Origin of the sequence: Sphingobium estronivorans (assembly GCF_008692605.1) — a bacterium.
Lineage (GTDB): Bacteria > Pseudomonadota > Alphaproteobacteria > Sphingomonadales > Sphingomonadaceae > Sphingobium > Sphingobium estronivorans.
Genome location: NZ_LFCT01000010.1, coordinates 93038 through 118530 on the forward strand (window position 1 = coordinate 93038; position 25493 = coordinate 118530).

At 64.1% G+C, this 25493-nt stretch carries 23 protein-coding genes; 11 read left to right on the forward strand and 12 right to left on the reverse strand.

Annotation, left to right across the window (positions count from 1 at the left end):
* Positions 1-14: 14 nt before the first annotated feature.
* The 3 genes from ccmE to ccmC are packed head-to-tail and all read right to left on the reverse strand — an operon-like array spanning position 15 to position 1344.
* Positions 15-461, reverse strand: a complete 447-nt coding sequence (gene ccmE / locus F7P65_RS08925) for a cytochrome c maturation protein CcmE (protein ID WP_150291390.1) — start codon at positions 459-461, stop codon at positions 15-17.
* 10 nt (positions 462-471) lie between these two features.
* Complete coding sequence (locus tag F7P65_RS22490) at positions 472-603, reverse strand: hypothetical protein (RefSeq protein WP_275897554.1); 132 nt, start codon at positions 601-603, stop codon at positions 472-474.
* Between the two features lie 18 nt (positions 604-621).
* Positions 622-1344 carry a heme ABC transporter permease CcmC gene (gene ccmC, locus F7P65_RS08930; RefSeq protein WP_150291391.1) on the reverse strand — a complete coding sequence of 241 codons (723 nt, stop codon included), beginning with the start codon at positions 1342-1344 and terminating at the stop codon, positions 622-624.
* Between the two features lie 189 nt (positions 1345-1533).
* Between ccmC and purF the strand changes: the two genes are divergently transcribed.
* Both purF and F7P65_RS08940 read left to right on the forward strand, forming a co-directional pair.
* Complete coding sequence (gene purF, locus F7P65_RS08935; protein ID WP_150291392.1) at positions 1534-2994, forward strand: amidophosphoribosyltransferase; 1461 nt, start codon at positions 1534-1536, stop codon at positions 2992-2994.
* An 85-nt stretch (positions 2995-3079) separates the two neighbouring features.
* Positions 3080-3790 (forward strand): SDR family NAD(P)-dependent oxidoreductase, encoded by a 711-nt coding sequence (locus F7P65_RS08940; RefSeq protein WP_150291393.1) that lies wholly within the window; start codon positions 3080-3082, stop codon positions 3788-3790.
* Here F7P65_RS08940 and F7P65_RS08945 read toward each other — a convergent pair.
* Both F7P65_RS08945 and F7P65_RS08950 read right to left on the reverse strand, forming a co-directional pair.
* Positions 3787-5052, reverse strand: a complete 1266-nt coding sequence (locus tag F7P65_RS08945) for an SAM-dependent methyltransferase (protein WP_150291394.1) — start codon at positions 5050-5052, stop codon at positions 3787-3789. The two genes, F7P65_RS08940 and F7P65_RS08945, sit on opposite strands and share 4 nt — an antisense overlap.
* 35 nt (positions 5053-5087) lie before the next feature.
* Positions 5088-6464 (reverse strand): cryptochrome/photolyase family protein, encoded by a 1377-nt coding sequence (locus F7P65_RS08950; RefSeq protein WP_150291395.1) that lies wholly within the window; start codon positions 6462-6464, stop codon positions 5088-5090.
* A 183-nt stretch (positions 6465-6647) separates the two neighbouring features.
* Between F7P65_RS08950 and F7P65_RS08955 the strand changes: the two genes are divergently transcribed.
* The 9 genes from F7P65_RS08955 (at position 6648) to F7P65_RS08995 (ending at position 16679) form a co-directional block, all read left to right on the forward strand.
* Complete coding sequence (locus tag F7P65_RS08955; RefSeq protein ID WP_150291396.1) at positions 6648-7133, forward strand: RNA pyrophosphohydrolase; 486 nt, start codon at positions 6648-6650, stop codon at positions 7131-7133.
* Between the two features lie 43 nt (positions 7134-7176).
* Positions 7177-8076 (forward strand): DUF481 domain-containing protein, encoded by a 900-nt coding sequence (locus F7P65_RS08960; protein ID WP_150291397.1) that lies wholly within the window; start codon positions 7177-7179, stop codon positions 8074-8076.
* A gap of 61 nt (positions 8077-8137) precedes the next feature.
* The gene (locus F7P65_RS08965; RefSeq protein ID WP_150291398.1) at positions 8138-9346 is read left to right on the forward strand and encodes a hydrolase; all 1209 of its coding nucleotides are present in this window, start codon (positions 8138-8140) and stop codon (positions 9344-9346) included.
* A 13-nt stretch (positions 9347-9359) separates the two neighbouring features.
* Positions 9360-10379, forward strand: a complete 1020-nt coding sequence (locus F7P65_RS08970; protein ID WP_162854567.1) for an arginine N-succinyltransferase — start codon at positions 9360-9362, stop codon at positions 10377-10379.
* Positions 10376-11635: an N-succinylarginine dihydrolase gene (locus F7P65_RS08975; RefSeq protein WP_150291399.1), complete on the forward strand. Its 1260-nt coding sequence runs from the start codon at positions 10376-10378 to the stop codon at positions 11633-11635. Before F7P65_RS08970 ends, F7P65_RS08975 begins: the two co-directional genes overlap by 4 nt.
* Positions 11636-11664: 29 nt before the next feature.
* Positions 11665-11886 (forward strand): hypothetical protein, encoded by a 222-nt coding sequence (locus tag F7P65_RS08980; protein WP_150291400.1) that lies wholly within the window; start codon positions 11665-11667, stop codon positions 11884-11886.
* A gap of 66 nt (positions 11887-11952) precedes the next feature.
* Positions 11953-13404, forward strand: coding sequence for a cobyric acid synthase (locus tag F7P65_RS08985; RefSeq protein WP_150291401.1), 1452 nt, complete (start codon positions 11953-11955; stop codon positions 13402-13404).
* Positions 13405-13577: 173 nt separating this feature from the next.
* The gene (locus F7P65_RS08990; protein ID WP_240334242.1) at positions 13578-15290 is read left to right on the forward strand and encodes a type I secretion system permease/ATPase; all 1713 of its coding nucleotides are present in this window, start codon (positions 13578-13580) and stop codon (positions 15288-15290) included.
* Between the two features lie 6 nt (positions 15291-15296).
* A complete protein-coding gene (locus F7P65_RS08995) occupies positions 15297-16679 on the forward strand; it encodes an HlyD family type I secretion periplasmic adaptor subunit (RefSeq protein ID WP_150291403.1) in 1383 nt (460 codons plus the stop codon).
* Here the strand turns inward: F7P65_RS08995 and pelF are convergent, their stop codons facing one another.
* From pelF to pelG, 7 genes are read right to left on the reverse strand one after another with little or no spacing between them, the layout of a single operon-like run.
* The gene (pelF, locus tag F7P65_RS09000; RefSeq protein ID WP_240334243.1) at positions 16680-18170 is read right to left on the reverse strand and encodes a GT4 family glycosyltransferase PelF; all 1491 of its coding nucleotides are present in this window, start codon (positions 18168-18170) and stop codon (positions 16680-16682) included.
* Complete coding sequence (locus F7P65_RS09005) at positions 18170-19033, reverse strand: hypothetical protein (RefSeq protein ID WP_150291405.1); 864 nt, start codon at positions 19031-19033, stop codon at positions 18170-18172. Before F7P65_RS09005 ends, pelF begins: the two co-directional genes overlap by 1 nt.
* The gene (locus F7P65_RS09010; RefSeq protein ID WP_150291406.1) at positions 19030-19977 is read right to left on the reverse strand and encodes a hypothetical protein; all 948 of its coding nucleotides are present in this window, start codon (positions 19975-19977) and stop codon (positions 19030-19032) included. The genes F7P65_RS09005 and F7P65_RS09010 overlap by 4 nt, the downstream gene beginning before the upstream one ends.
* Positions 19977-21503 carry a hypothetical protein gene (locus tag F7P65_RS09015; protein ID WP_150291407.1) on the reverse strand — a complete coding sequence of 509 codons (1527 nt, stop codon included), beginning with the start codon at positions 21501-21503 and terminating at the stop codon, positions 19977-19979. Before F7P65_RS09015 ends, F7P65_RS09010 begins: the two co-directional genes overlap by 1 nt.
* On the reverse strand, positions 21500-23239 hold the full coding sequence (locus F7P65_RS09020; protein ID WP_150291408.1) for a tetratricopeptide repeat protein: 1740 nt from the start codon (positions 23237-23239) through the stop codon (positions 21500-21502). Before F7P65_RS09020 ends, F7P65_RS09015 begins: the two co-directional genes overlap by 4 nt.
* The gene (locus F7P65_RS09025) at positions 23236-24096 is read right to left on the reverse strand and encodes a glycoside hydrolase family 191 protein (protein WP_150291409.1); all 861 of its coding nucleotides are present in this window, start codon (positions 24094-24096) and stop codon (positions 23236-23238) included. Before F7P65_RS09025 ends, F7P65_RS09020 begins: the two co-directional genes overlap by 4 nt.
* Positions 24093-25490, reverse strand: coding sequence for an exopolysaccharide Pel transporter PelG (gene pelG, locus F7P65_RS09030; protein WP_150291410.1), 1398 nt, complete (start codon positions 25488-25490; stop codon positions 24093-24095). The genes F7P65_RS09025 and pelG overlap by 4 nt, the downstream gene beginning before the upstream one ends.
* Positions 25491-25493: the final 3 nt, after the last annotated feature.

The window sequence follows — 25493 nt, forward strand, 5'->3', positions numbered from 1 at the left end:
GCGCAGATTCCCGCTCACTGACCAGCCTTCATCTTGTAGGTCTTTTCGTCATATTGGATGCCCTGCAATTCGCGCGGCATATAGCGTTCGTCATGCTTGGCGAGCAGATTGCTGGCCTGGAAGGTGCCGCTCCGGTCGAACGCGCCTTCCGCCACGACGCCCGATCCTTCGCGGAACAGATCGGGCGCGATGCCCTTGAAACTGGCCGGAACCGTCGCTTTCCCGTCAGTGACGTCGAAATGGATGGTGACGCCGTCGGGCGCTTTTTGGAGGCTGCCCTTGACCACCATGCCACCCAGCCGGATCGGCTTGCCCGGCTCGACGCCCTTGGCCTTGACGTCACCCGGCGCATAAAAATAGGCAGCCTCATCCTTGAGCGCGGACGCCGCCAATAGCCCCGCCGTGATCAGCGCGACCAACGCCACGACCGCAAGGATCAATCGCTGATGCTTTGCCTTCATGACCCGGCCTTCATGTCCGGTCCGACAGTTGCTGCGCGCTGGCCTCAGCGCCGCGCATCCCCCGCCAGCTCAAAAGGCTGATGATGCCGGTACCCGCAAAGGTCAGCGCATAGGCGCCGATCACGAAAGCCCACTGATTCATCCCCGCCCCCGCGACCTGTTATCCTCGAGCAAGGCGCTGCATCCGCGCCTCGATCTTGTTCTGCGCCAGAATGGCGCGCATGCGCATCAACAGGATGGCGACGAAAATCAAGGTGAAACCGATCAACGTGAAACCAAGGGGCCAGAGCAGGGCACTGTCGATGCTCGACCCGCGCAGCGTGATGCTGGGACCCTGGTGGAGGCTGTTCCACCACACCACCGATCGGTTGATGATGGGCAGGTTGACCGCGCCGACCAGTCCGAAAATGGCGGTCACGGGGCTGACTCCACCATTGCCCTGCCGCGCGCTGGCATTGGCGAGCGCGATATAGCCCAGATACAGGAAGAAGAGCACCAGCATGGAGGTCATGCGGCCGTCCCATTCCCACCAGGTTCCCCAAGTGGGCCGTCCCCAGATCGATCCGGTGACAAGACAGATGGCCGTGAAGAAAGCGCCGGGCATGGCAATGGCCCGCCCCGCCACGGCGGCGAGCGGGTGACGCCAGACCAGTTGCATCAGCGCAGCCACGGCAATGCCGGTCCAGCCGCCCATTCCCAGCCAGGCCGCCGGCACATGGATATAGAGAATACGCACCGTATCGCCCTGAAGATAATCGGCGGGGGTCACGAACAGACCGCAACCGGCTCCGATCAGCAACAGGGCAAGCCCGGGCCAGAACAGCCAAACCGTCAACGGTCGGGCAATTTTGAGGAAGCGTGCAGGATTGGCGAAACGATGCATGGCAACAGGCTCTTAGCCTTCCCGTTGTCGCAACGCCAGTACGGCTTACCCCGATTTCCGTTGAAGGGAGATCGGGCCTGAGCTCCTTTTTTATGACAGACAGGCGACAAATCGTCCCCGACACACTATATGCGCGCGACAGCCACCCCATCGGGGCGGACAGGATTGGCAGTGGACCATCAAGAACCCATGTTTACGACGAACCCGTTCGACGACGACAAACTGCGTGAGGAATGCGGTATTTTCGGCGTTTTCAATGCTGAAACCGCCTCCGCCATGGTTGCGCTTGGCCTTCATGCGCTCCAGCATCGGGGTCAGGAAGCCGCTGGCATCACCAGCTGGGACGGCCATGGTTTCCACACCCATCGGGCCATGGGCCATGTGGCGGGCAATTTCGACCGCGACGAGGTGATTCGGGCCCTGCCCGGCAGCGCGGCTTGCGGCCATGTCCGTTATTCCACGACCGGGGAAACCTCGCTGCGCAACGTTCAGCCGCTTTATGCGGAACTGAGTTCCGGCGGTTTCGCCGTCGCCCATAACGGCAATATCTCCAATGCCATGAAGCTGCGCCGCGAACTGATCCGGCGCGGGTCGATCTTCCAGTCGACGTCCGACACCGAAGTGATCATCCACCTCGTCGCGACATCTACTTACCGGACCTTGCTCGACAAGTTCATCGACGCGCTGAAGCAGGTCGAAGGCGCCTATTCGCTGATCGTCATGACCTCCGAAGGCATGATCGCATGCCGCGATCCTCTGGGCATTCGGCCGCTGGTGATGGGCAAGCTGGGCGACTCGACGATCTTCGCGTCCGAAACCGTCGCCTTCGACGTAGTGGGAGCGGAGCATGTCCGGTCCATTGAGCCGGGCGAACTGGTCATCATCACCCATGACGGCGAAGTGCGAAGCCATCGCCCCTTCGGCGAAAGCCATGCCCGTCCCTGCATTTTCGAGCATGTCTATTTCAGCCGCCCCGATTCGATCGTCGACGGTGCCAGCGTCTATTCGGTCCGCAAGGCCATCGGCGCGCAGCTCGCCATCGAAAACCCGGTCGAGGCCGACTATGTCATCCCCGTTCCGGACAGTGGCGTTCCAGCGGCCATCGGCTACGCCCAACAGTCGGGCATTCCCTTTGAACTCGGCATCATCCGTTCGCATTATATCGGCCGAACCTTCATCCAGCCGGGCGACAAGGTTCGCCATCTGGGCGTCAAGCTGAAGCACAACGCCAATCGTGCGCTGATCGAAGGCAAGCGGATCGTGCTGATCGACGATTCGATCGTGCGCGGCACGACCAGCCTGAAAATCGTGCAGATGATGCGCGAAGCGGGTGCCAAGGAAGTGCATATGCGCATCGCCAGCCCGCCGACCAAGCATAGCTGCTTCTACGGCGTCGACACGCCCGAACGGGCGAAGCTGCTCGCCCATCGTCTGGACATTGGCGGGATGCAGGAATTCATCCACGCCGACAGCCTGTCCTTCATCTCGATCGACGGCCTCTACAAGGCGCTGGGCGAGACGAAGCGGGCCGACATCCGGCCGCAATATTGCGATGCCTGCTTTACCGGCGACTACCCCACCACGCTGACCGATCAGGACGAAGCCGTGGTGCAGAACCAGCTCGAACTGCTCGCCGAACGGGTGGTTTGACCGCCTTCCCCTCCTGTTGAAGGACAAGTCCCGGGCTTTTGCGGCCCTGGACTTGCCCTGCCCCGCCCCTGACGAAGGGAAATCCATGTCGACCAAGCCTCTCTCCGGTAAACTCGCCCTCGTTACCGGCGCAAGTCGGGGCATCGGCGCCGCTGCCGCCGAAGCGCTGGCTGCCGCCGGTGCCCATGTGATCCTGACAGCGCGAACCAGCGGCGGACTGGAGGAAGTGGAGGATCGCATCCATAAGGCGGGCGGTCACGCGACCATCGCGCCCCTGGACCTGATCGACGGGGAAAGCATCGGGCGGCTGGCGCAGGCCATCACGGGACGTTGGCAGGCGCTCGACATATTGGTGCTCAATGCCGCGACGCTGGGCAGTCTGGCTTCCGTGCCAGCGATCGACGCGAAGGAATTTGCACGGCTGCTGACACTCAATGTCGGCGCGCCTCAGGCATTGATCGCCGCCTTTGACGGCATGCTCCGGGCAAGCGACGATGCGCGGGTGGTGGCCGTGACCTCCTCTGTCGGCCTTCAGCCCCGCGCCTATTGGGGCGCCTATGGCGCGTCCAAGGCCGCACTGGAAACGCTGGTGAGTGCCTATGGCGAGGAAGTGAAGAATATCTCCGCCATCCGTACCCATATCGTCGATCCCGGCGCGACGCATACGGCCATGCGCGCCCGTGCCTTCCCCGGCGAAGATCCGGCGACGTTGAAGGAACCGGCCGTCGTGGGGCAAGCCATTTTGGATCTGGTCCTCAGCGACACGCCTGACGGCTATCGGACACGGATCGACTAGGCGGGCTTTACCAGCGTCACCTGTGCGACATCGATGGTGCCCCCGCGGAAACCGCCTTCGCAATACATCAGATAATAGCGCCACAGATCGACGAAATGCTGGTCGAAGCTGGCCGGCAACAGGCCCTTGTCGATGGCGCGGTCGAACCGTTCCCGCCAACGCCGCAGCGTTTCGGCATAGTGGATGCCGAAATGGCGGACATCCCGCCATTGCAGGCCCTGCTCCTCGGCCAGCCGCCGGAAACGGCCCTCCGACATCAGCATCCCGCCGGGAAAGATATAGGTCTGGATGAAATCGGCGCCGCGCGCATAGCCATCGAAGATCGCATCGTCGATCAGGATATACTGGATCGCCGCCCGGCCGCCGGGCCTCAGCAGGCGGGCAATCGCCTCGACATAGGCAGGCCAGTAGCGTTCGCCCACCGCCTCGACCATCTCGACGCTGGCGATGGCGTCATATTGCCCCTCCGCATCGCGATAATCCCGCAGGATGATGTTCGCCCCCGATCCCAGTCGGTCGCGGGCATATTCTGCCTGCTCGACCGAAAGGGTGAGACCATCGTAGCGGACGGCGCACCGTTCCATCGCCCGCTCGGCCAGACCGCCCCAGCCGCAGCCGATCTCCAGCAGCGAATGGCCTTCCTCCAGGCCCAACCGGTCGATGATGGCGTCGGCCTTGCGCTGCTGCGCGCGTTCCAGGCTTTCGATCCGATCCTGAGGATCGCGGAACAAGGCACTGGAATAATGCATGTTCCGGTCAAGCCATAGACCGTAGAAATCATTGCCCAGATCATAATGATAGGCGATGTTGCGCCGCGATCCCTTTCGGCTGTTGCGGCGTGCCCTGTGCGCCGCTCGCCCCAACCAGCGCGCCGGACCGCTGGGCCGGGCGACATTGCCGAGGGGCACGGCATTGGCCATGAACAGTTCGAACAGCGCAACGGGATCGGGGCTGGTCCATTCCCCGCGCGCCCAGGCCCTGTACCAGCCCGCCGATCCTCCGGTGATGAGGCGAAGCAAGGCCCGCCACCGCAGCAGATGCACCTCGCATGCCGGTCCCGGTGCCCGATGCCCGAGCAGCCGCTGGCTTCCGTCCGGCAGGATCGCGTGCAGCGATCCATTTTCCAGCCCCTCGTCGATCCGGTCGAGCAGACGATGGAATTTCTGACCCGCCCACCGGCCCAGCCAGCCGTGCGGGTAGCGGTCCAGCGGACGCCGAACCGGAAGCGCTGCCCGGCCGCGACGGGGATCAATAGCGTTCATGGGACCACTGTGCCTGATGGTTTATCGCACCGCAATCATGGCTTGCTTCCACGATAGGCGGCCAGCGCCCTTTCCCGCCCTTCCTTATGGCCGATGCATTTGGGCGGATAATCGGGGGGACGCATGCCATGGGCGTCTGGATCATGGATTTGACGATCCTCCAGATGGGCGAGTTCAGGCACCCACTCCCTGATATAGTCGGCGGCATCGAACTTCTCGGATTGAGTGAGCGGCGCCATGATGCGAGAAAAGATATTGGCATCCACGCCGCTGCCCGCAACCCATTGCCAATTGACGCTGTTATTGGCGTAGCTCGCATCGACCAGCGTGTCCCAGAACCAGCGGGCGCCATGGCGCCAGTCGATCAGCAGATGCTTGATGAGGAAACTCGCCGCGATCATGCGCACGCGATTGTGCATCCATCCGGTGGTCCAGAGCTGGCGCATGCCGGCGTCCACGATCGGGTAGCCCGTGCGGCCCGTTTTCCAGGCCTTGAAATCCGCCCTTGCTTCCCGCAGATCGCGCCAGGCCATGGCGTCGAACGCGGCTCTGGCATTTTCCGAGCCATAGGCCGGCATCGCCCAGATCTGGGTATGCGCATAATCGCGCCAGATGAGTTCCTTGAGAAATATGGTCGCATCGCCGGACGCCTTGCTGACCCGATGCCACACATAGGCGGGCGAAACCTCCCCGAAATGCAGGTGCGGGGACAGGCGCGACGTGCCTTCCCGTGAGGGCAGGTTCCGGGCAACCGCATAATCGCCCACCTCATCCAGGAAAGCGGCGACATGGGCGCGCGCCCCTTCCTCCCCCGGTGTCCAGTCGCGGGAAAAGGCGGCCGCCCAATCCGGCTTTTTCGGCAGCAAATGCCAGTCGTCCAGCGAATCGCTTTCGGGCCATTGGGACGGAACGCCGATCCGGGAAGGCGCGGGGATCGGAGATGCCGGAGGCATCTGCTCCATCAACGCCCGGGCAAACGGGGTATAGATGCGATAGGTTCCGCCTCCGCCTGTCCGAACGGCACCCGGCGGCAACAGCAGGCCGCCATCGTGCAGACAAAGATCGAGTTCCCGGCCCACCGCCTTTTCGACATTGCGCCACCAGGGCTCATGATGGTGCAGGGCATGAGCCCCGCGCGCGCCCGTTTCCTTCGCGAGCCTGGCCAATTCAGCAACAGAGTTGCCGCGCCGGAGGATCAGGCGGGACCCCTTGGCGCGCAAATCGTCATCCAGGCTCTTCAGGCTGTGATGCAGCCACCAGCGCGATGCGCCGCCCATCTTCCATTGCCGGGGGGCGACGTCGTCGAGCACATAGACGGGAATGATCGGCCCTTCATGGACCGCAGCGGCCAGGGCCGCCTGATCGGACAGACGCAAATCCTGACGGAACCAGAGGATGACGGGAGAAGCCATGCGACCCCAATGCCATTGCGCCGACCCGGTTCCAAGCACCTGTCGCCGCAGTTCATTCCCTTTGGGACACAAATCGCCGTCCTTGCCCTTTTCATCCATGGACGCCGGGCATCCCGCCGTTTATTCTTGCGCTGCAATAAGGGTGTGCGACCGGCATGCCCGGAACAACGATCAGGGACGAAGATGGCCTCGATGCCAAATGATGCAGAACTCGCCTACCGGCCGTGTGTCGGGATCATGCTCGTCAACATGGATGGCCAGGTTTTCGTGGGCCAGCGGATCGATAACAATGTTGAAGCCTGGCAGATGCCGCAGGGCGGCATCGACGATGGGGAGGACATCAAGGCCGCCGCTCTTCGCGAATTGAACGAGGAAACGGGAATCGATCACGCCCATGTCGAAATCATTGCCAAGGCGCGGGAAGAGCATTTCTACGACCTGCCCGCCGAATTGATCGGCAAGCTGTGGGGCGGCAAATATCGCGGCCAGCGCCAATTTTGGTTTCTCGCCCGTTTTCTGGGCACGGACGCCGACATCAATATCCAGACCCAGCATCCGGAATTTCGCGATTGGAAATGGGCCGATCCCGAATCGCTGCCGGATCTGATCGTGCCTTTCAAGCGCAAGCTGTATCGCGATATTCTTCAGGAATTCAGGACATTGATCTGAAAAGAGGGTTAAAATCCGCCGCCATGTCGGTATGAGCGGCGCCATGCGGTATGCCATGGCCCTTCTTCCCCTGCTCGTTCCCGCGCCGGCATGGGCCGGCTATCCGGTATTGCTGCCGCCTTCCGTGCGGGAGATGCTGGAGGCAGCGATCGCCAACGGCAATGAAACCGAAATCGCCACCGTCGCGAAAATCGCCAGACAGACCAACCCCGGTTCGGCCGATGAAATCCAGCGCATGGTCAATAGCTGGAAAGAACGGACCAAGGCGACCCACGATACCGTCATCCGGGAAGCGCGCTTCACCGAATTGTGGACCGGCAAGGTCGAGGCTGGCGGTTTCCGCTCCACTGGCTCAACAAGCGAAATCGGCATCAGCGCCAGCGCCGCGTTGAAACGCAACGGCATCCAATGGTCTCATAAATTATCCGCCAGCGTCGATTATCGACGCGCCAATGGCGTGACGTCCCGCGAACGCTATACCGCCAGCTATGAGCCTCGCTACGAATTCGATCCACGCGGTTTCGCTTACGGGCTGACGCAATTCGAGAGGGACACCTCCATCGGCTATGATGAGCGTTACACCGCTTCGGTCGGCGTCGGTTACAAGATCGTGGTCAGCACGCCGCTGGACCTGTCGCTCGACGCCGGTCCGTCCATCCGTCATGCCAAATATGCGATTGGCGCGCGCGAAACCAAATTGGGCGCGCGTGCGTCCATGGACCTCGCCTGGCGGCTGGCGCCGACACTGGTCTTCAAGCAGGTGGCGTCCGGCTATGCGGAAAGCGACGTCTACTCGATCAATTCCCTGACCTCGCTGGAGACCAAGGTCAGCACGCGATGGGCGGTGGCGATGTCCTACAATGTCCAATATGAATCGGAAACGCTGCTGACGGCGCGGGATTTCGACACGCTCAGCCGGCTGACCCTCACTTATGCTTTCTGAACGGGGTGGTGCTTTCTGACGGGGGTGGAGCCGTCCCCGCTGCTCTGATAGGGTCGCGAGGATGAGAGGAATTTCATCGCTGGAACGGGACGTCATGGCGCGCGCGGCAGAGGCGCCCATGCTCGCACAAACTGAATTATGGGCCGGCGTGAACAGCGGATCGCGCAATCTGGCGGGGCTTGCCACCATGGCCGGAATGCTGGCCGATGCCTTCGCGATCCTGCCGGGCAAAATCGACCTTGCCGACCCGGCACGGGTCGAGGCGGTGGCGGCCGATGGACGGCTGAAGGACATTCCGCACGGACGGCATCTCCATCTGACTGTCCGCCCGGACGCGCCGATACAGATTTTGCTGACCGGCCATATGGATACGGTGTTTCCCGCCGACCATGCGTTTCAGACCTTGCGCTGGCTCGATCCGCTGACGCTGAACGGGCCGGGCGTTGCCGATATGAAGGGCGGGCTTGCGGTCATGCTGGCCGCGTTGGCCGCATTGGAGACGGCCCCCAACGCTGGACATCTGGGTTATGAGGTGATCGTCAACAGCGATGAGGAAGTGGGCAGCCCTTCTTCAGCCCCGTTGCTGCGGCAGGCGGCTGTGGGAAAGTGCGCCGCCTTCACCTATGAACCGGCGCTCCCCGATGGCACGCTGGCGGGCGCACGGGCGGGCAGTGGCAATTTCGCTATCGTCGTGACAGGCAAAAGCGCCCATGCCGGCCGCAATCCGCAGGACGGGCGCAACGCGCTGCTGGCGGCCGCCGACCTCGCGCTACGGCTGAAGGCAGGCAGCGGCATTGGCCTGTCCTGCAATCCGGCGCGGATCGAGGGGGGCAGTCCGAACAACGTCGTTCCCGACCATGCCATTCTCCACGTCAATTTCCGGCCCCGCACCCCCGCCGACGAAGATACGGCCCGGCGCATGCTGGATGAGGAGATCGACCGGATTTCCCGCGACCATGAGGTGACCATGCATTTGCATGGCAATTTCGGCCGGCCGCCCAAGCCGATGGATGCAAAGGCGGAAGCATTATTCTCGCTGGTCCGGCAATGCGGCCAGGATATGGGGCTGGCGATTGGCTGGCGGGATACGGGCGGCGTTTGCGACGGTAATAATATCGCCGCCTGCGGCGTCCCCGTGGTCGACACCATGGGCGTGCGCGGCGGGAATATTCACAGCGATTCGGAATATCTGATCATCGACAGTCTGGGTGAACGCGCCCAGCTTTCGGTCCTGGCGTTGCTCCGCCTTGCGCAGGGGCGTTTTTCATGAAGGGGATGAAGGCTTGAGTTTCTTCATGCGCACGGCGCGCGCCGACGATCTGCAAACCCTTTATGAAATGGCGAAGCTGACCGGTGGGGGATTTACCAATCTTCCCCCAGACCGAAAATCGCTGGCCGCCAAGCTGGAGCGGACTGAACAGGCCCTGTCGCGCCAGACCGAAAGCGTCGAGGACGAACTGATCGTCATGGTGCTGGAAAACAGCGAGACCGGGCAGGTTCGCGGCACCTGCCAGATTTTCAGCAAGGTCGGGCAGAACTGGCCCTTCTATTCCTATCGCCTGGGCGTCCTGACCCAGCATAGCCGGGAGCTTTCGCGCACCTTCCGCGCCGAAATGCTCTCGCTCGTCACCGATCTGGAAGGATCGACTGAAGTGGGCGGCTTGTTCCTGCATCCCCGCGAGCGGGCGGAGGGGCTTGGCCTGCTGCTCGCGCGCAGCCGTTACCTCTATATCCGCAATCATCGCGCCCGCTTTGGCGAGCGGATCATCGCGGAACTGCGCGGCGTGATCGACGAGGCGGGCGGATCGCCCTTCTGGGACGGGCTGGCCGGGCGCTTTTTCGGTATGAGCTTTCAGGACGCCGACGAGTTCAATGCCGTCAACGGCAACCAGTTCATCGCCGACCTGATGCCCAAGACGCCGATCTACACCGCCATGCTGACCGACAGTGCGCGGGGCGTCATCGGCATGCCGCATCCCAATGGCCGCGCGGCGATGCGGATGCTGGAGACGGAGGGTTTTACCAATCCCGGCTATGTCGATATTTTCGACGGGGGGCCGACCATGGTGGGCCAGATCAATTCGCTCCGGACCATCGCTCATGCCGCCGACGTGACGCTGGGCGCCGTGCATGACAAGGGCGGCGACAAGGTGCTCGTGGCCACCGGGCGGCTGGCGGATTATCGCTGTACTTATGGTTTCGCGATCGAAAGGGAGGATGGCGCCGTCTCGCTCGACCGGGAGTCCACGCAATTGCTGGGGCTGGAACCGGGACAGAATTTCACCATGGCGGAACGGGCATGACGGTCCGGGAAATCAATTTCGACGGACTGATCGGCCCCAGCCATAATTATGCGGGCCTCAGCCTCGGCAATCTGGCCTCCGCGCGCAATGCGGGGGCGGTGTCGCATCCCAGGGCTGCCGCGCTTCAGGGGATCGCGAAGATGCGCTCCAACATCGCTTTGGGGCTGACGCAGGGCCTGTTCCTGCCGCAATGGCGGCCGGACGGCGCATGGCTGTCGGCGCTCGGCACCGATGTCAGCAATGCAGAGGCGCATATCCGCGCGGCGGCGATGTCGGCCTCGTCCATGTGGGCCGCCAATGCGGCCACGGTTTCCCCGGCCGCGGACACATCCGACGGGCGAACCCATCTGACAGTCGCGAACCTCGTCACCATGCCCCATCGCAGCCATGAATGGCCGCAGACGCTGGCGCAACTGCGTCTAGCCTTTTCGGACCGGAACGCCTTTGCCGTGCATGGTCCCGTCCCTGCCCCCTTTGGCGACGAAGGTGCGGCCAATCACATGCGGCTGTGCGCCAGCCATGGCGAAGCAGGCGTGGAGATCTTCGTCTATGGTCAGTCGGGCGGCCCCTTCCCCGCTCGCCAGCATATCGAGGCGAGCAAGGCCGTCGCCCGGCTGCACCAGCTCGATCCGGGGCGCACACTGTTCGTCATGCAGTCGCAGGAGGCCATCGCGGCGGGCGCCTTCCACAATGACGTGGTGGCCGTCGCGAATGAACGCGTTCTCTTCACCCATGAGCAGGCCTTTGCCGACAAGGAAAGCTTCTACGCCGATCTGCGCGCCCTGCTGCCATCGGTCGAGATCGTCGAGGTGCCGGCCAGCGCCGTTAGCCTGACGGATGCCATCCGCAGCTATATTTTCAACGCGCAACTGGTGACGCTGCCCGATGGCGGCATGGCGCTGATCCTGCCCACCGAGGCGCGTGACATGCCGGGCGTTTGGGCATGGCTGGAAACGATGGTCGCGGGCAATGGGCCGATCCGGCGACTCATCCCCGTCGATGTGCGCCAGTCCATGGCCAATGGCGGCGGCCCGGCCTGCCTGCGGCTGCGCGTGGTGGCCGATCCTGCCAATATCGATCCGCGCTTTCTGGTCGATGAGGCGCGACTGGACGAAGTAGCCCGGATCGTCGACGCCTATTGGCCCGAAGCCATCGCGCCCGACGATCTGGCCGACACCCGACTAATCGCCCGGATCGAACAATCATGGTTAACGCTTGTTGACCATTTGCAGCTTTCGGGCGATTTAATGCCCTGATGGCAGTTTGACTGCCGTGAGTGGAACCGATGGACCGGATCAAGCGCCTTTTCACGATCAAGACCAAGTTCGAGGCGTTTCTGGTCATTTACGCCCTGGCGCTCGGTGCGACCGAGCGGGGCATCGTCTATATGCAGCAATATCCAGGCACGGGCGGCCATCTGCTGGCACTTGTCTGCACCGGCAGCGTATTCATGGCCGGCGGAATGATATTGGACGCCGTCGAGATGCGGAACAACCCGTTCGGCTGACGGCGATCCGCATCGCCTGAAACTCCGCCCTTGTATCCACCGCCCGCTCAATGCAGGAGCGGCGCCATGGCTGCGATCATGTTTCAGGGCACGGGTTCGGATGTCGGCAAATCCCTGCTGGTGGCGGGCTTCTGCCGCGCCTTGCTGCGCCGGGGGCATAGCGTGCTGCCGTTCAAGCCCCAGAATATGTCGAATAACGCCGCCGTGACGGTGGATGGCGGAGAAATCGGCCGCGCACAGGCGCTTCAGGCCATGGCTGCGGGGGTGGCGCCGCATACCGACATGAACCCCGTGCTGCTGAAACCGCAGGCCGACCGCACGTCCCAGCTTATCGTTCACGGTCAGCTGCGCGGCTCATTGGGTACGGGGAATTTTCGAGCGGCGCGCGGCGAATTGCTCGACGCGGTGATGGACAGCTATGCGCGTCTGAAGGCGCAATGCGACATCGTCGTCGTGGAAGGTGCCGGCTCCCCTGCCGAGGTGAACCTGCGCGCGGGCGACATCGCCAATATGGGCTTTGCGCGCGCCGCCGATGTACCGGTCATTTTGGTCGGCGATATCGACCGTGGCGGCGTGATCGCGGCGATTGCGGGTACGAAGGCCGTGATCGATCCCGCCGACGCCGCGATGATCCGCGGTTTCCTCATCAACAAATTCCGCGGCGATCCCGCACTGTTCGAGGACGGCTATCGCCATATCGAGCGTCTGACCGGCTGGAGGGGGTTCGGCGTCATCCCCTGGCTGACCGCCGCCGCCCGTCTGCCGAGCGAGGATGCGGTCGTGCTGGAGCGCGGACAGGCGCGATCCGGCGACCGGTTGACGATTGCCTGTCCGATCCTGCCCCGCATTGCCAATTTCGACGATCTCGACCCTTTGAAACTGGAGCCGGGCGTCGAGGTCGTGATGGTTCCGCCGGGACAGCCCATCCCCGCCGAGGCCGCCCTGATCGTCTTGCCGGGATCGAAGGCCACCATCGCCGACCTGCAAGCCGTGCGCGATCAGGGATGGGATATCGACATTCGCGCCCATCATCGGCGCGGGCGGCCGATATTGGGCATTTGCGGCGGCTATCAGATGCTCGGCCGGCGGATCGCCGATCCGGACGGGATCGAAGGACCGTGCGGCAGTGTCGAGGGGCTGGGCCTGCTGGATGTGGAAACGCGGCTTACCCCGGTCAAGACGCTGGAACGAACCGGCGGGACGGCGCTGGGGCAGGCGTTTTCCGGTTATGAAATGCATGTCGGCCTGACCGAGGGCAAGGATTGCGCCCGCCCCTTTGCCATCATGGATGACGGGCGCGCGGATGGCGCGTCGGACAGGGGCGGATCGGTGTGCGGCACCTATGTCCATGGGCTGTTCGGCAGCACCTCCTTGCGCGCCGCCTTTCTGGAGCGATTGGGCGGAAAGTCCATGCTGGGCGACTATCAGGCGTCCGTGAACGATGCGCTCGACGCCATTGCCGCGCAACTGGAAGAGCATGTCGATATGACGGCGATGATCGATCTCGCCACGGCCTGACCGAGTGTTTCAGGGCGGCACAACGGGCGGCCTTCTATGCTGATCGATATATTTACCGAAAATTTCCACAATATTATACTCGAACCACAGGGTATAGGACGAAGAATATAGCCTGATCGTTCGGGGCAAGGGGGGCGCTTATGTTGCTTGACCTGCAAGTACCGGCGGCCCCCATGAAAGCGGCCCTTTCCGCCTGCCGACGGCATTTCCTTTCGTCCCTCGTCTTCAGCGCGCTGATGAACCTGCTCTACATCGGGCCGGTGCTGTACATGTTGCAGGTCTACGACCGGGTGGTCGCCGGACAGGGACGGATGACCCTGCTGTTTCTGACGATCATCATCGTCGGTGTGATCGGCACCCTGTCCCTGCTGGAACTGGTGCGGTCGCGGCTGCTGGTGCGGGCGAGCATCCGGCTGGACCGCCAATTGGCCGGACTGCTGCTCGACACGACGCTTAGCGGGCGCGGATCGACCGGTGAGGCGATGAACAAACAGGTGCTGCGCGAATTCGACACGCTGCGCCAGGCACTGACCGGACCGACCATCCTGTCGATCTTCGATTTTCCCTGGAGTCCTGTCTATGTCATCGTCTGCTTCCTGATCCACCCCGCCATCGCCGCTCTGGCATTGGTTGGCGGGGCGGCCTTGCTCTATATCGCCCGCCTCAATGAAAAGCATACCAACGGGCCGCTGAAACAGGCGAACGAAGCTGCGAACAGGGCCTATGTCAGCCAGGAACAAACGCTGGCCGGCGCTGAGGTGATCCGGGCGCTCGGGATGCGGAATGCACTGGTGCGCCGTCACCTGCTCGAACGTCAGACGATGCTGAGCCTTCAGGCGAACGCCAGCTTCGCGGGCGGTCATTATGTCGCGATCAGCAAGTTCATCCGCCTGATCCTGCAATCGCTGGCACTGGGTCTGGGGGCATGGCTGGCGATCGACAACCAGATTTCGGCCGGCGCGATTTTCGCTTCGTCCTTCCTTGTCGGGCGCGCCCTGTCGCCCATCGACCAGTTGCTGAGCGCATGGCGCAGCGTCGTCCATGCCCGGGCGAGCTATGCGACGCTGAACGACCTGCTGGAGGCGCGGGAGGCGGATATCGCCCTCACCCGGCTCCCGCCGCCCGGCGGCCGGATCGCGGTCGAGCATTTGACCCATTTCATCCCCGGTCAGGAGCGCGCCGTGCTGGCCGACGTCAGCTTCACGGTCGATCCGGGCGAGGTCGTCGCCGTCGTCGGCCCCAGCGGCGCTGGCAAATCGACCCTGCTGCGCATGTTGTCCGGCGCCGCCAGACCGTTGCGCGGATCAATCCGCTATGACGGCGCGGACATTCAGGACTGGGACATGGAGCGGCTGGCTGCTTTCATCGGCTATCTGCCGCAGGATACATCGCTGTTCGCCGGCACGATCAGGGAAAATATCGCGCGGTTCCAGAACTTCCTGTCCGAAGACGACCAGGCCATAGACGATGCCGTGATCGAGGCGGGCCGGCTGAGCGGCGCGCACGACATGATCCAGCGTCTGCCGGGCGGCTATAATCTGACGCTGGGCTGGGGGGGGCGCGGGCTTTCCGCGGGACAGGCCCAGCGCGTCGGGCTGGCGCGGGCGCTGTATGGCGCGCCGCCGCTGGTCTTTCTGGACGAACCCAATGCGCATCTCGACGCCGAGGGGGAAGTGCGGCTGGTGGCGACGCTGGACGATCTCAAGAAGAAAAAGGTCTCCGTCATCATCGTCGCGCATCGCATGGGCATTTTGGGCGTCGTCGACAAGATCATGGTGATGCGCGACGGTCGGGTGGAAACCTTCGGATCGCGCGATGAGGTGCTCGGACGGCTGAAGGCGATCCAGTCGGACGACAATCCTGCGCCGCAAACCGCAGAAGGGTGACGCGCCATGGGGGATATTCAGATCAACGATGCCGGCGGCGCCATTCAGCTTGTCCGTCCAGGCGGTTATGACGTCCCGGCGATGGACGACCGGCCCGATCGCGACATGCGCGCGGGCATCGTCATCGCAGTGCTGTTCTTCATTGTTTTCCTTGGCTGGGCGGCCTTTGCCCGGCTGGACGCAGCGGCCTATGCGCCGGGCCGGCTGACCGTGTCCGGGCAACGGCAATCGGTCCAGCACCGGGACGGCGGCGTGGTGGGCGCCATCTTCGTCAAGGAGGGACAGCATGTCCATCAGGGGCAGCCTCTGATGGAACTGGCGGCGGCCGACGTGCGCGCGCAGGCGCGGATGTACGGCGCCCAACTCATCGCGCTGAAAGCCCAACGCGCCCGGTTGATCGCCGAGCAGCTCGGAGCGGGCCGTGTCGAATGGCCCACCGAATTCGCCACGCTCCAGGGGCAGGAAAAGCTGGATGCGCAGGAGGCGATCAAGCTCCAGACCACGCAGTTCAATGCCCGTTCCTCCGTACTGACGGCCCAGACCGGGGTGTTGCGCGAACAGGCGGGCCAGGTGCAGGAGACAGCGCGCGGCTACCGCTCGCAACTGGCGGCGTCCGCGGAACAGGCCCGGTTGATCGGGGAGGAATTGGACAGCCTGCGCGATGTGGCGGAGAAAGGCTTCGTCTCCAAATCGCGTATCCGGGCGCTGGAGCGCGCGCGCGCCGATCTTCAGGGGCAAGAAGGGCAATTTTCCGCCAATATCGCCCGGTCCGGCGCGGAAGCGGGCGAAACCCGCCTGAAAGCGCTGGAAGCCGAAAAGGCCTATAAGGAGCGCGCCGCGTCGGAACTGCGCGACGTGGAATTTTCATTGAACGAGGTGGCGCCCAAATATCGCGCCGCCACGGACCAGCTGGCACGACTTCAGATCCGCGCCCCCGCGACGGGCACCATCGTCGGACTGAACGTCTTCACCGTCGGCGGGGTGATCGCTGCGGGCCAAAAGCTGATGGACATCGTGCCGGATCATGCGGGGCTGGTGATCGAATCCCGCATCTCGCCCGACGATATCGACGATCTCAAGGTCGGACAAAAAGCCCAGATCCGCTTCAACAGCCTGCACGAACGCGACCTGCCGATCATGGACGGACAGATCACGCGACTTTCAGCGGACAGTTTCCAGGACGAAAAGACCGGCCAGTCCTATTATACGGCAGATGTCACGGTGCCATCGAAGGAGATGGAAGCGATCAGGGCCAAGAGGGGACAGAATTTCAACCTAAAGGCCGGAATGCCGGTGCAGGTGCTGGTGCCGCTGCGCGCGCGCACCGCGCTGCAATATGCGCTGGAGCCGCTGACCCAGTCGCTCTGGCTTTCCTTCCGGGAGCATTGATCATTGCAGCTCGGAAAATCGGGCCTGGGCGCCGAGCGCACTGTAGATATTCCGATATTCCGCGATGATCGCGCTGCGGTCATAATCCTTCACGACCCGTTCGCGCAGCGCTTCGCCCATGGCACGGCGTAACGATGGCGCGCGCAACAGTCGGACAATGGCGGCGGCCGTCCCTTCCGGGTTGACCAATTCCGTGACGATCCCGCCGGGCCGATCCACGGCGGGCGAGCGCCCCTCGATCATCTCCCGGCAGCTGCCGACATCGGGCGCCACCACGGGAACCCCGCAGGCGCCCCCTTCCAATATCACGAGCGGCTGCGCCTCCGACAGGCTGGTGAGGACCAGAAGGTCGATGCGGGGCAGCCAATCGACGACATTGACGCGCCCGGCAAATTGCACCGCGTTGACAATGCCCAGTTCCCTGACCAGCGCGTCGCAATCCGCGGCATAATCAGGGTCCTCGTCCAGCGGGCCCAATATGGCGAAGCGGACCTCCGGCATTTCCGCGAGAACCAGCGCAGCGGCGCGGATGAAGGTTTTCACATCTTTGATCGGCACGACCCGCCCAATCAGCGCCACCAGCGGCCGCGCGGGGTCGATCCTGCGCTCGACATGCGCGAACCGATCGGCATCGATGCCGTTGGGGATGACCCTCAGCCGGTCCTGCCGCGCGCCCAGCCGCCACTGGGTCCGGTTGTTCGCGCCGTAGAGCGCGATGATGGGATCGCACGCATCGTAGCAGGCACGCGTATAGGTCTGGAACACGGCCAGCCACAGATCGCGCAGATCATGTCCTTCCCGGTCGAGCGTCAACCCGGTTTCGATCTGGTCCCCGATCCAGTCGGCCATCATGATCTCGATCTGCCGCTCCAGCATATAGATGCCATGTTCGGTGATGAAGGCGGGCTGGCCGGTTTCATAGGCTGCCCGCGCCGCCAGAAGCCCGGCAAAGCCGGTCGAGATGGTGTGATATACCCTGGCCTGGGGCAAAGGCACCAACAGCATCTTGAGCAGGCCGCCCAGAAGAACCCGCATCGCCCAGAAAAAATGATGGAAGGAGGCTGAGCGAAAGGCCGTGTCGTAATATTGGATGAAAAGATCGAATATTTCTGGATTGGACAGCAGATCGCCCGCCGCCGGAACGGGTCTCAGCCCTTCGATCTCTCGCCGAATGCCGATCAGTTCGTCCTTCCCTCCCCTCGACAGAAAGGCCAGCAGCAAACGGCCGAGGCGTTTCATCTGCGGCGCTGGATAGCGGCGCGGCAGGCAGGGTTCGATTAGCAAGGGAACCTCGACCACCTCGACCACATTGGGCGGTGGCTCCACGCGCCAGGGCTGCTGGGCCGATCCCGCCTTGATGGCCACCAGCGAAAAACGCAGGTCGGGCATCGAAAGGATCAAATCCTGCAACCAGCTCGAAACGCCGCCGACGACGAAGGGATAGGCTCCCTCGACGATCAGGCAGATGTCGCTGCTCGCGCGGTCGGCCATCAGGATGACAACTCCATGCTCGAGACAGAGGCCGGTCGGAGCTGGGCCGCACGATGCTGCTCCATTGCGCGCCCGATCTGCGCCCGCACCGCGCGCAGCGAACGGCGGCGAATGTCCGAAGCGATCAATTGCCCCGCAATCTCGTCCAGCCTCTGTCCGGCCTCCTGACAGAGGCGCAAACGCTGGGATTGCGGAAGAAGCTGATTGAAGCAGCCATGATCCGCCTGCAACATGCCAAGCGCATAGCGGTCATCCAGATTCTGGCTGGCGGCGATGCGCATGTGCAATTCGCGGCTCTGCTGAGCCAGATTATGGCTGACCTGCGCGGCGGCGGCGGCGGCGAGCGCGCGGATGGTCTGATCCTCATCCTGCAGGGCCATGACGATCAGGGACGAAAGGCGCGGCTCGAAGGATGTCACCGCCGTCTCAAGCGCCCGGTAGCGCGCCTGGAGATCGCCATAGAGCAACATCGTCGCCAGCGATCCCACCTCATCGCAGTCGGGATACCGTACCCGCTCGTCGAGAATACGGCCCAGCCGCTCGACCGGCGAAACGCCATCTTCGATCCGGCGGACTGAGACATCGTCATAACCGATCTGCCGCCTGTCGCGGGAACTGGCCGCCAGCGGCGCCAGCAGCAGGCAGAGCAGCATGCCGGGAGGCCCCAGCGCCGCCCCCACCGGCAGCGCGAAGGATTGCAGCGTGGTCACGCGCCGCAGCCGGGACAGCATGAGCAACAGGGTCGCCGTGGTGAGCCCCAGATGCGCGGGCGCAAACCAGTAGACGGCAGCGGGTCCCGCCAGCAATGCCCGGACGAGCAGGAGAAGATCGATGATCGAAGCAAGGCAAAGTGCGAGGATCAAGCCACTTTCCCCTTCGGCACCAGCCATTTGGCGGCAAAGGCAGGTTCGCGACCGAACAATGCCGCGCTCCTGCCCAACAGGTCCGCGACATGCAGCAATTGCGCCATATAGGACTGGGTGATCCTGATCCCGGAAAGGCTGTGGATGATGATGATCCCCGCCAGTTGCTCGCCGGCACCGACGACCGGCAAGGCGATGGACCCGATCTGGGCCAGCATGGCCTGATCGGCGGGGTCATCGCCCTGCACCACACGGGGTCCGGCCAGCATCGCCTCGACCAGTATCGATCTGGTGAGATCGGACGGCTGACCCGAGGTTGCGCGACCGCCAAAGCGCGCCACGACCTGGCCCCCGCGCACATCGTAATAGGTGAAGTCCTCGGTCTGGGCGACCAGCGCGATCATGCGCGTAAGCGCGTCGACCTGCCGTTCCGGGTCCGCTTCCGACAGGTCAAGCCCCGCGGCAATCGCGTGCACGACCGTCCGTTGTTCCGTGGCGATCCGCACCTGAAGCCGTCGGTTCGTGTCGGTGAGGCGGGCGATCACATCCGCCAGCTTCGTCCAGTTGCGGTCCATCGCCTGTTGCTGCCGCCGCTGATCCGCGATGCGGTTGCGGCGGCTGGCGGTCACTTCCCCGACGATCAGCGCCGTCACCATCCACAGCATCGGCTGGACCGACAGGCGCAACTGCTGTTCCAGATGATCCGCCGGCCCGCTCCAGACGGTCGACCAGCTCAGCCAAAGCGCTGAGGCAATGACCCCCGCCAGCAAACCCATGCCTGTCCCATAGGCGATCGCCATGATCAGCACCGGCAGCCAATAGGGGTTGGGATTAAGGCCGGAAAAGGCGTCGCCATGCAAGAATCCCTTGTCGGTCGCCACCAGGGCCGCAAACAGGATCAGCATTTCGGCGCATTGTAGAAGGATGGGGTGCTTTTTCAGCATCAATGCCTCCCAAGGTAGCGCGTCAGCGCCACGCGGAAATAAAGCTGCCGTCCCGAAATGCCGGGCCGGCTGATGGAACTGACGCCGCCGCTCGCCTGTAGGCGCCAGCCGTCGCTGAGCCGCCCCGTGGCGCTGATATTGGCGGTCGGGCCATTGGTCTTGCCCTTGCGGTCGAAGGTCCAGCCTCCCGCGCCGGTCAGTTGCCAGCGGGTCCAGGCCATGCCGGATATGAGCTGGAAGCTGTGATTTTCCCGGTCGCTGAGCGGAATATAGGCAAGGGCGTTGGGCCTGATGTCGGTGCGGTCGACATATTCAGCGTCCAGCCTGTAGCTGAAGGCGAGGGACGGCTTTCCCCGGCGGAGCAGATAGTCGAACCCACCCGCCACCGTGAAGCTGGTGGTGCGGGCCCCCGTGCCCCGCAGGCCATAGCCGTTCCAGGCGCCATCGGCCTGCACCGTCAATTCCGGCGTCAGCCTGATCGTCCCGCCCAGACCGGCCCGGCTGATATGGCCGCCGAAGGTCGATTGTTCCGGCGTCGCGAGGTCGGGCAGATGATAGGCCAGCACCAGCCGCCCCTGCTTTTCGGGCGGCCCCAGGAACAGACGCATCCCGGCGCCGGCGATCTTTTCGTCGATCTGGGCACTGCCCTGCAATTCCAGCCGGGAAACGGGACCGAGGTTGAAGGTCGCGAACAGGTCGCCGATGGTCGAGTGCGAGGTACGGTTGCTCAACAGGCCCGTCGGACCATAGACCGTATCGGCTTCCGATCGGAACCAGCGCAGGCCCGCCCCTGCCGAAAATGTCCGGTTGAGCGGAACCATCGCGTTGAGGTCGCCTTCGGCCTGCCAGAAGACCTTGCCGCCACGCGCGATCGCTGCCGCCGCGACATTGCCGCCGGATTCCGCCAGCGTCTGCCGTGCAAAGGGATCGTCGGCCGCCAGATTGCGGTAACGCCCCGCTCCCATCGCCAGCGCGCCTTCGGCGATTTCCATGTCCGCCAGCAGACGCTGAAGGCGCTGGTCGTCGGGATGGGCCGCCGCCAGAGGCGCCAGCCGCCGCCGCGCCAGATCGGGATAGCCTGCCGCCGCATCGGCCTGCGCCCGGGCGATGGCGATTTCCCTGTCCATATCGGGCATTTGCGGCTGACCGGCGGTGGGGAGCGCAGGCGCGGCTTCCGGATCGGGGATGAAGCGGACGTGGAGATTGCGTCCTTCCGCGCTGGCCTCCAACCGGAATCCACTCGCAGCGCGCAACAACAGGCTGCTGTCGTTCCAGCGCAGATCGGCCAGATCGTCGCCCGCGGCTTTGGCAAAAGCCTTCAGCGTCTCATCGGCTATCGGCCGGTCGAAGCGAACCACCAGTTCATAACCGTTATTTTCAAGCTGCAGATGAACATCGTCGCGCCATTGCAGGTCGACCGTCCTCGCATCGACCGGTGCCGAAGCGCCGGTGTCGGGCGGCAGTGCCGCGATCACCAGTGGCAGAGGCGGCGTGGAAAGCAGGAGGGCCGCGATCAATGGCGTCATGGCTGCAATACCTTCCTCGCCCGTCCCGGATTGCCGGTGGCGATGAGCAGTTGCGAAAGCATGATGTCGAGCCTGCGGTCATTAGGCGACGCTCTGCGCAGCATTTCGACCATCGCCATGGCATCGGAGGTGCGGCCAAGCCTGTTCAACAGTTCGGCCTGTTCGATGGACGGTGGCGTGACGGCCAGCAGCCGTTCCAGCCATGGCCGGGCGGCTGCTTCGCCCTTGAGCCGGGTCTGTGCGTCGGCCATCAGGCGCAGGGCCGCCCGGTCATTGGGCCGGTCCCGCAAATAGCCCTGCAACTGTGCTGCCGTTTCCCCCGCGGCGCCCCTGTTCCAACTGTCCCAGGCCAGGCTGAGACGGTCGACGGATTCTCCCTGCCCCGCCGCGATACGGGCGCGGGCGAGGGCGAGCGCATAGCGCCCCGCCCTGTCAGCCGGAACAACAGCCGTGGCGGCAGCCTTGAGTTGCGCGGCGGACAGTTGACGCCCATCCAGCAACCCGTCCAGCGCCCTTGCCGCCGCCACACGGTCCCGCGCTGCATTGGCAAGCGCGATGCGCTGCACCAGCATGTCGCTACTATCCGCTGTCGGGCGGGATTCGACGAAGGCCAGCGCCTTGGCGGGCTGCTCCCGCTCAATATAGGCTGCCAGCCAGCGCGGGTCGGTCGACGCGCGGGACCGTAACCAGTTCAGGTCCTCCCCATCCGGGCGCGGTCCCATCAGATAGAGCATGCGGGCGGAGGTGCCGTCATCGCCGCCCCCTGAGGCCGATTGCTGCCGCAGCAATGCTATGGCGTCGGGACGGAAGCCCTTTTCCAACAGACGCTGGGCGATGGCGGGCCTGTCCGCTCCCTTGGCCTCCGCCTGCTCCAGCAAATATTGCCGCATTGCCTGCGGCTTGCCCGATGCCATGATGATGCTTTCCCGGGCGGCATCCCGGCCCGAAGGGAGCAGCGCGGCATAATGGAGCGCCGATCCGGTATCCCCCGACCTTTGCGCCAATGTCATGGCCAGCCAGGGATTTCGGACGCGCCAGCCGGGGGTGCCCGCCCGGTCGATGCGGGAAATGAGATCGTAGCGTTGGGCCGTATTCGCCCAGGACGCCAAGTCCAGCGCCTGCGCCTGGCTGAGCGGCGGGATCGCGCCATGTTCGGCGGCGGTGACCAATATGTCCGGCGTGGCAAGGGCATAGGCAGCCTCCACCACATCCTGCGGCGGCGCGCCTCCGGACGTCATGGCAGCGGCGCGCAGCAGATCGGCGGCGCCCTGCGCATCGCCGGTCTTGCGATGCAGGTCGAAGCGCAGCCGCCAATGGGCGGGCGCGGCCCGATCCGGGCGGCTTTCCAGAAAAGCCAGCGCAACGTCGGGACGGCCGCCCGCCATGACGTCATAGCTGATCCGGTCGGTCGCGACCGGCGCGCCCCCCTTGGCCAGCGCATTCGCCATGGCCGAAAGCGTCGAGGCGCTCGCCATAGCGGTCGATGCGGTCATCAGGCGCTGAAGATCGGGCACGGCGAGCCGCTTACCCTCCGTAAAACGCTGCATCAGTTGGGCGGTACTCGGCGGTGGAGGGGGGACGGCGACGGGCGGCGGGGAGAAAGTGCCCCGGCGGATCGCATCGGCGATCTGCCAATGGCTGGGCATCAGCAGGACCGTCGCGGCGAGCAGCAGCCCGCCCCCCACTATCGGTCCCACGAAAGCCATGTTCGGGTTGCGCAATGCCTGGATGTTCATGCTTGGGGCTCCGCTATGAGCCGGTCGAGGGCCAGGGTGGATACATAGGGCTGGAACCCGGCGGCGCGTTCGCGGGCATAGAGGCTGGCGACGGTCGCCGCGTCCTGCGGGTCCCAATAATCAAGCGTGGCAAGGGTCAGGCGCGGATTGACCTGGCGGGCGGCGAGCAGATGCCCGGCCTGCCATGCCCAATCGTCGGCGGACGTCATTTCATAGCGCCCCTCGTTGAAATTCCAGCGGGACGCCATGGCTTCGGCCAGCACCAGATCGATCTCCGTCGCGACCGCCGGCAGCAGCGCATAGCCCCGGTTCATCATGATGGTGATGCCGGGAAAGCGTTTCCGGATCGCCGCCACCAGCCGGGCGGCACCGGCGATCATGCCCTTGTTCCGTTCCGGGTCCTGCCGTTCCATGGCCTCGGCATTGTCGAGCGTGTCCATGAAAATGCCGTCATATCCCTTCTGCAAAATGGCGGGGACAAGCCGGCCGAGCACCAGCTTTGTCCAGGCGGGATCGCGCAGGTCCACAAGCCGGGCATCGGGCCAGTTGGGATTGGGCTGGCGGAGGGCGCCGGCCTTTTCCAACTCCGCGATGAAGGGACGACCGCCATGCACTTCGCCCAGGCTGATATAGCCAAGCAGGCGACTGCCCTGCCCTCTCAACGGCGCGATCGGGCGCGGGAAATCCGGCTCCAGCACCAGCAGTTCGAACCGGCGTGCCATGGCTGGATCGGTCGTGCCGCCATAATCGAGACCCCAGGCTGAGCTGTGATCGGATTGCGGTAGCGCGCGAGCCGACAGGCCGAAGACCATCAGCGACAAAGCGAACAGATCGCGACGGCGAAAGGCATGGTTCATGGCCAGAACCTCGCATTGCCGACAACGGCCGGATTATTGCCGACGAACAGCAGGTAGGTCAGGTTGCCGGTCGCCTGCATCACCAGCGCCACGGCCAGCGACGCGCCGGTGACGGCCCCCGCCAGATAGCCGAAACCGAACCCGGCGAAGCCCGCGTCGCGCAGCAGCAGCGTCCCGATGGCGCTGGCGATCATGAAACTGCCCCAGACGGCGACGATGCGGCCGGACAGGTCGTAATAGGACAGGATGATGCTCATCTGGATCGCGACGAGGTGGAACACCACGCCCAGCGCGGTCAGGCGGAATCCGAATATCGCCCGCGCGTTCAGGTCCAGCAGCCGGATGATCTCCGGCGCCAGTACCCAGCAGAAACAGGCCAATATCGCCTGTTCGACCATCAGCAGGCGCAGGTCGAGCCGGATCGTCCTGCCAACTTTCCGCCGCGCCTTTTCGATCCGGTGCCGGTTGGCGGTGCCCATGCACTGCGCCATCAGATCGGCAAAGACACGGTCGAAACGGGTTTCGGTTGTGACCAGTATCAGCGTCAGGCCGGGGATCATGGTCAGCAGGCCCAGGAAACTCGCCTGATCGTTGATTGGATTGACCCGCAGCGCACCCACCGCCTGCACGCTGCCGGGCGCCCACCAGAGCAGCCATTTGTCGATCCATATGGCCAATGCATTGGCCAGGCCCGCCGCGCCCAGCACGATCATGCCGGGCATCCGGCCGATGCTTTTCAGCCGCCAGACGGCACTGCCGGGAAAATCCTCCCGAATGGCGGCGATCAGCAGCGCCAGCGTCACGATCAGTCCGGCGGCGATGGCCGCCAGCACCGCTTCGGGCGCGGTTGGCCGGATCAGGAAAAGCGCGACTGCGGTCATGGCAATGCCCGAGACATAGGCAAGGAAGATCGGCCGATGTCGCCATGTCGCATGCAGGAAGGGGCTGGCGATCCAGATCTGCGCGAACAGGGTCAGGATCGCCGTTGCCAGCAGGAACAGGTCCGGGCGCATGGCGGCGGCGAAGCCGAACAGCATATTACCGGCAATCTGCGCGGCGATGGTGGCAAACACGAGCGCCGCCATCAATATCGGCGGAATGGCGTTACGTTCCCCCAGATAGAAGCGATCCGACGCCATGCGCGTGGCGATCATCGCCAGCGGCGCAGTGATGACCGTCGAAACGCCGAACGCATAGACCAGGCTGGCCTGAACGATCGCATGGTCGGCCGGCTGCATGACGGATCGGGTCCAGCCCTGAAGCAGGAATATGGCGAAGGCGGTCATCAGCCAAGGACCGGAACTGACGACGGCCCCGTGAAAGGCGGCACTGGCAATGCCGCCCAGGCCATCCTCCCGGGCTATCCGATCCAGTCTGAAACCGATGCCGGCCATTTC

Coding starts and splice junctions, on each gene's coding strand:
- ccmE (WP_150291390.1), bottom strand. CDS start 461: ATGAAGGCAAAGCATCAGCGATTGATCCTTGCGGTCGTGGCGTTGGTC.
- F7P65_RS22490 (WP_275897554.1), bottom strand. CDS start 603: ATGAATCAGTGGGCTTTCGTGATCGGCGCCTATGCGCTGACCTTTGCG.
- ccmC (WP_150291391.1), bottom strand. CDS start 1,344: ATGCATCGTTTCGCCAATCCTGCACGCTTCCTCAAAATTGCCCGACCG.
- purF (WP_150291392.1), top strand. CDS start 1,534: ATGTTTACGACGAACCCGTTCGACGACGACAAACTGCGTGAGGAATGC.
- F7P65_RS08940 (WP_150291393.1), top strand. CDS start 3,080: ATGTCGACCAAGCCTCTCTCCGGTAAACTCGCCCTCGTTACCGGCGCA.
- F7P65_RS08945 (WP_150291394.1), bottom strand. CDS start 5,052: ATGAACGCTATTGATCCCCGTCGCGGCCGGGCAGCGCTTCCGGTTCGG.
- F7P65_RS08950 (WP_150291395.1), bottom strand. CDS start 6,464: ATGGCTTCTCCCGTCATCCTCTGGTTCCGTCAGGATTTGCGTCTGTCC.
- F7P65_RS08955 (WP_150291396.1), top strand. CDS start 6,648: ATGGCCTCGATGCCAAATGATGCAGAACTCGCCTACCGGCCGTGTGTC.
- F7P65_RS08960 (WP_150291397.1), top strand. CDS start 7,177: ATGCGGTATGCCATGGCCCTTCTTCCCCTGCTCGTTCCCGCGCCGGCA.
- F7P65_RS08965 (WP_150291398.1), top strand. CDS start 8,138: ATGAGAGGAATTTCATCGCTGGAACGGGACGTCATGGCGCGCGCGGCA.
- F7P65_RS08975 (WP_150291399.1), top strand. CDS start 10,376: ATGACGGTCCGGGAAATCAATTTCGACGGACTGATCGGCCCCAGCCAT.
- F7P65_RS08980 (WP_150291400.1), top strand. CDS start 11,665: ATGGACCGGATCAAGCGCCTTTTCACGATCAAGACCAAGTTCGAGGCG.
- F7P65_RS08985 (WP_150291401.1), top strand. CDS start 11,953: ATGGCTGCGATCATGTTTCAGGGCACGGGTTCGGATGTCGGCAAATCC.
- F7P65_RS08990 (WP_240334242.1), top strand. CDS start 13,578: ATGAAAGCGGCCCTTTCCGCCTGCCGACGGCATTTCCTTTCGTCCCTC.
- F7P65_RS08995 (WP_150291403.1), top strand. CDS start 15,297: ATGGGGGATATTCAGATCAACGATGCCGGCGGCGCCATTCAGCTTGTC.
- pelF (WP_240334243.1), bottom strand. CDS start 18,170: ATGGCCGACCGCGCGAGCAGCGACATCTGCCTGATCGTCGAGGGAGCC.
- F7P65_RS09010 (WP_150291406.1), bottom strand. CDS start 19,977: ATGCTGAAAAAGCACCCCATCCTTCTACAATGCGCCGAAATGCTGATC.
- F7P65_RS09015 (WP_150291407.1), bottom strand. CDS start 21,503: ATGACGCCATTGATCGCGGCCCTCCTGCTTTCCACGCCGCCTCTGCCA.
- F7P65_RS09020 (WP_150291408.1), bottom strand. CDS start 23,239: ATGAACATCCAGGCATTGCGCAACCCGAACATGGCTTTCGTGGGACCG.
- F7P65_RS09025 (WP_150291409.1), bottom strand. CDS start 24,096: ATGAACCATGCCTTTCGCCGTCGCGATCTGTTCGCTTTGTCGCTGATG.
- pelG (WP_150291410.1), bottom strand. CDS start 25,490: ATGGCCGGCATCGGTTTCAGACTGGATCGGATAGCCCGGGAGGATGGC.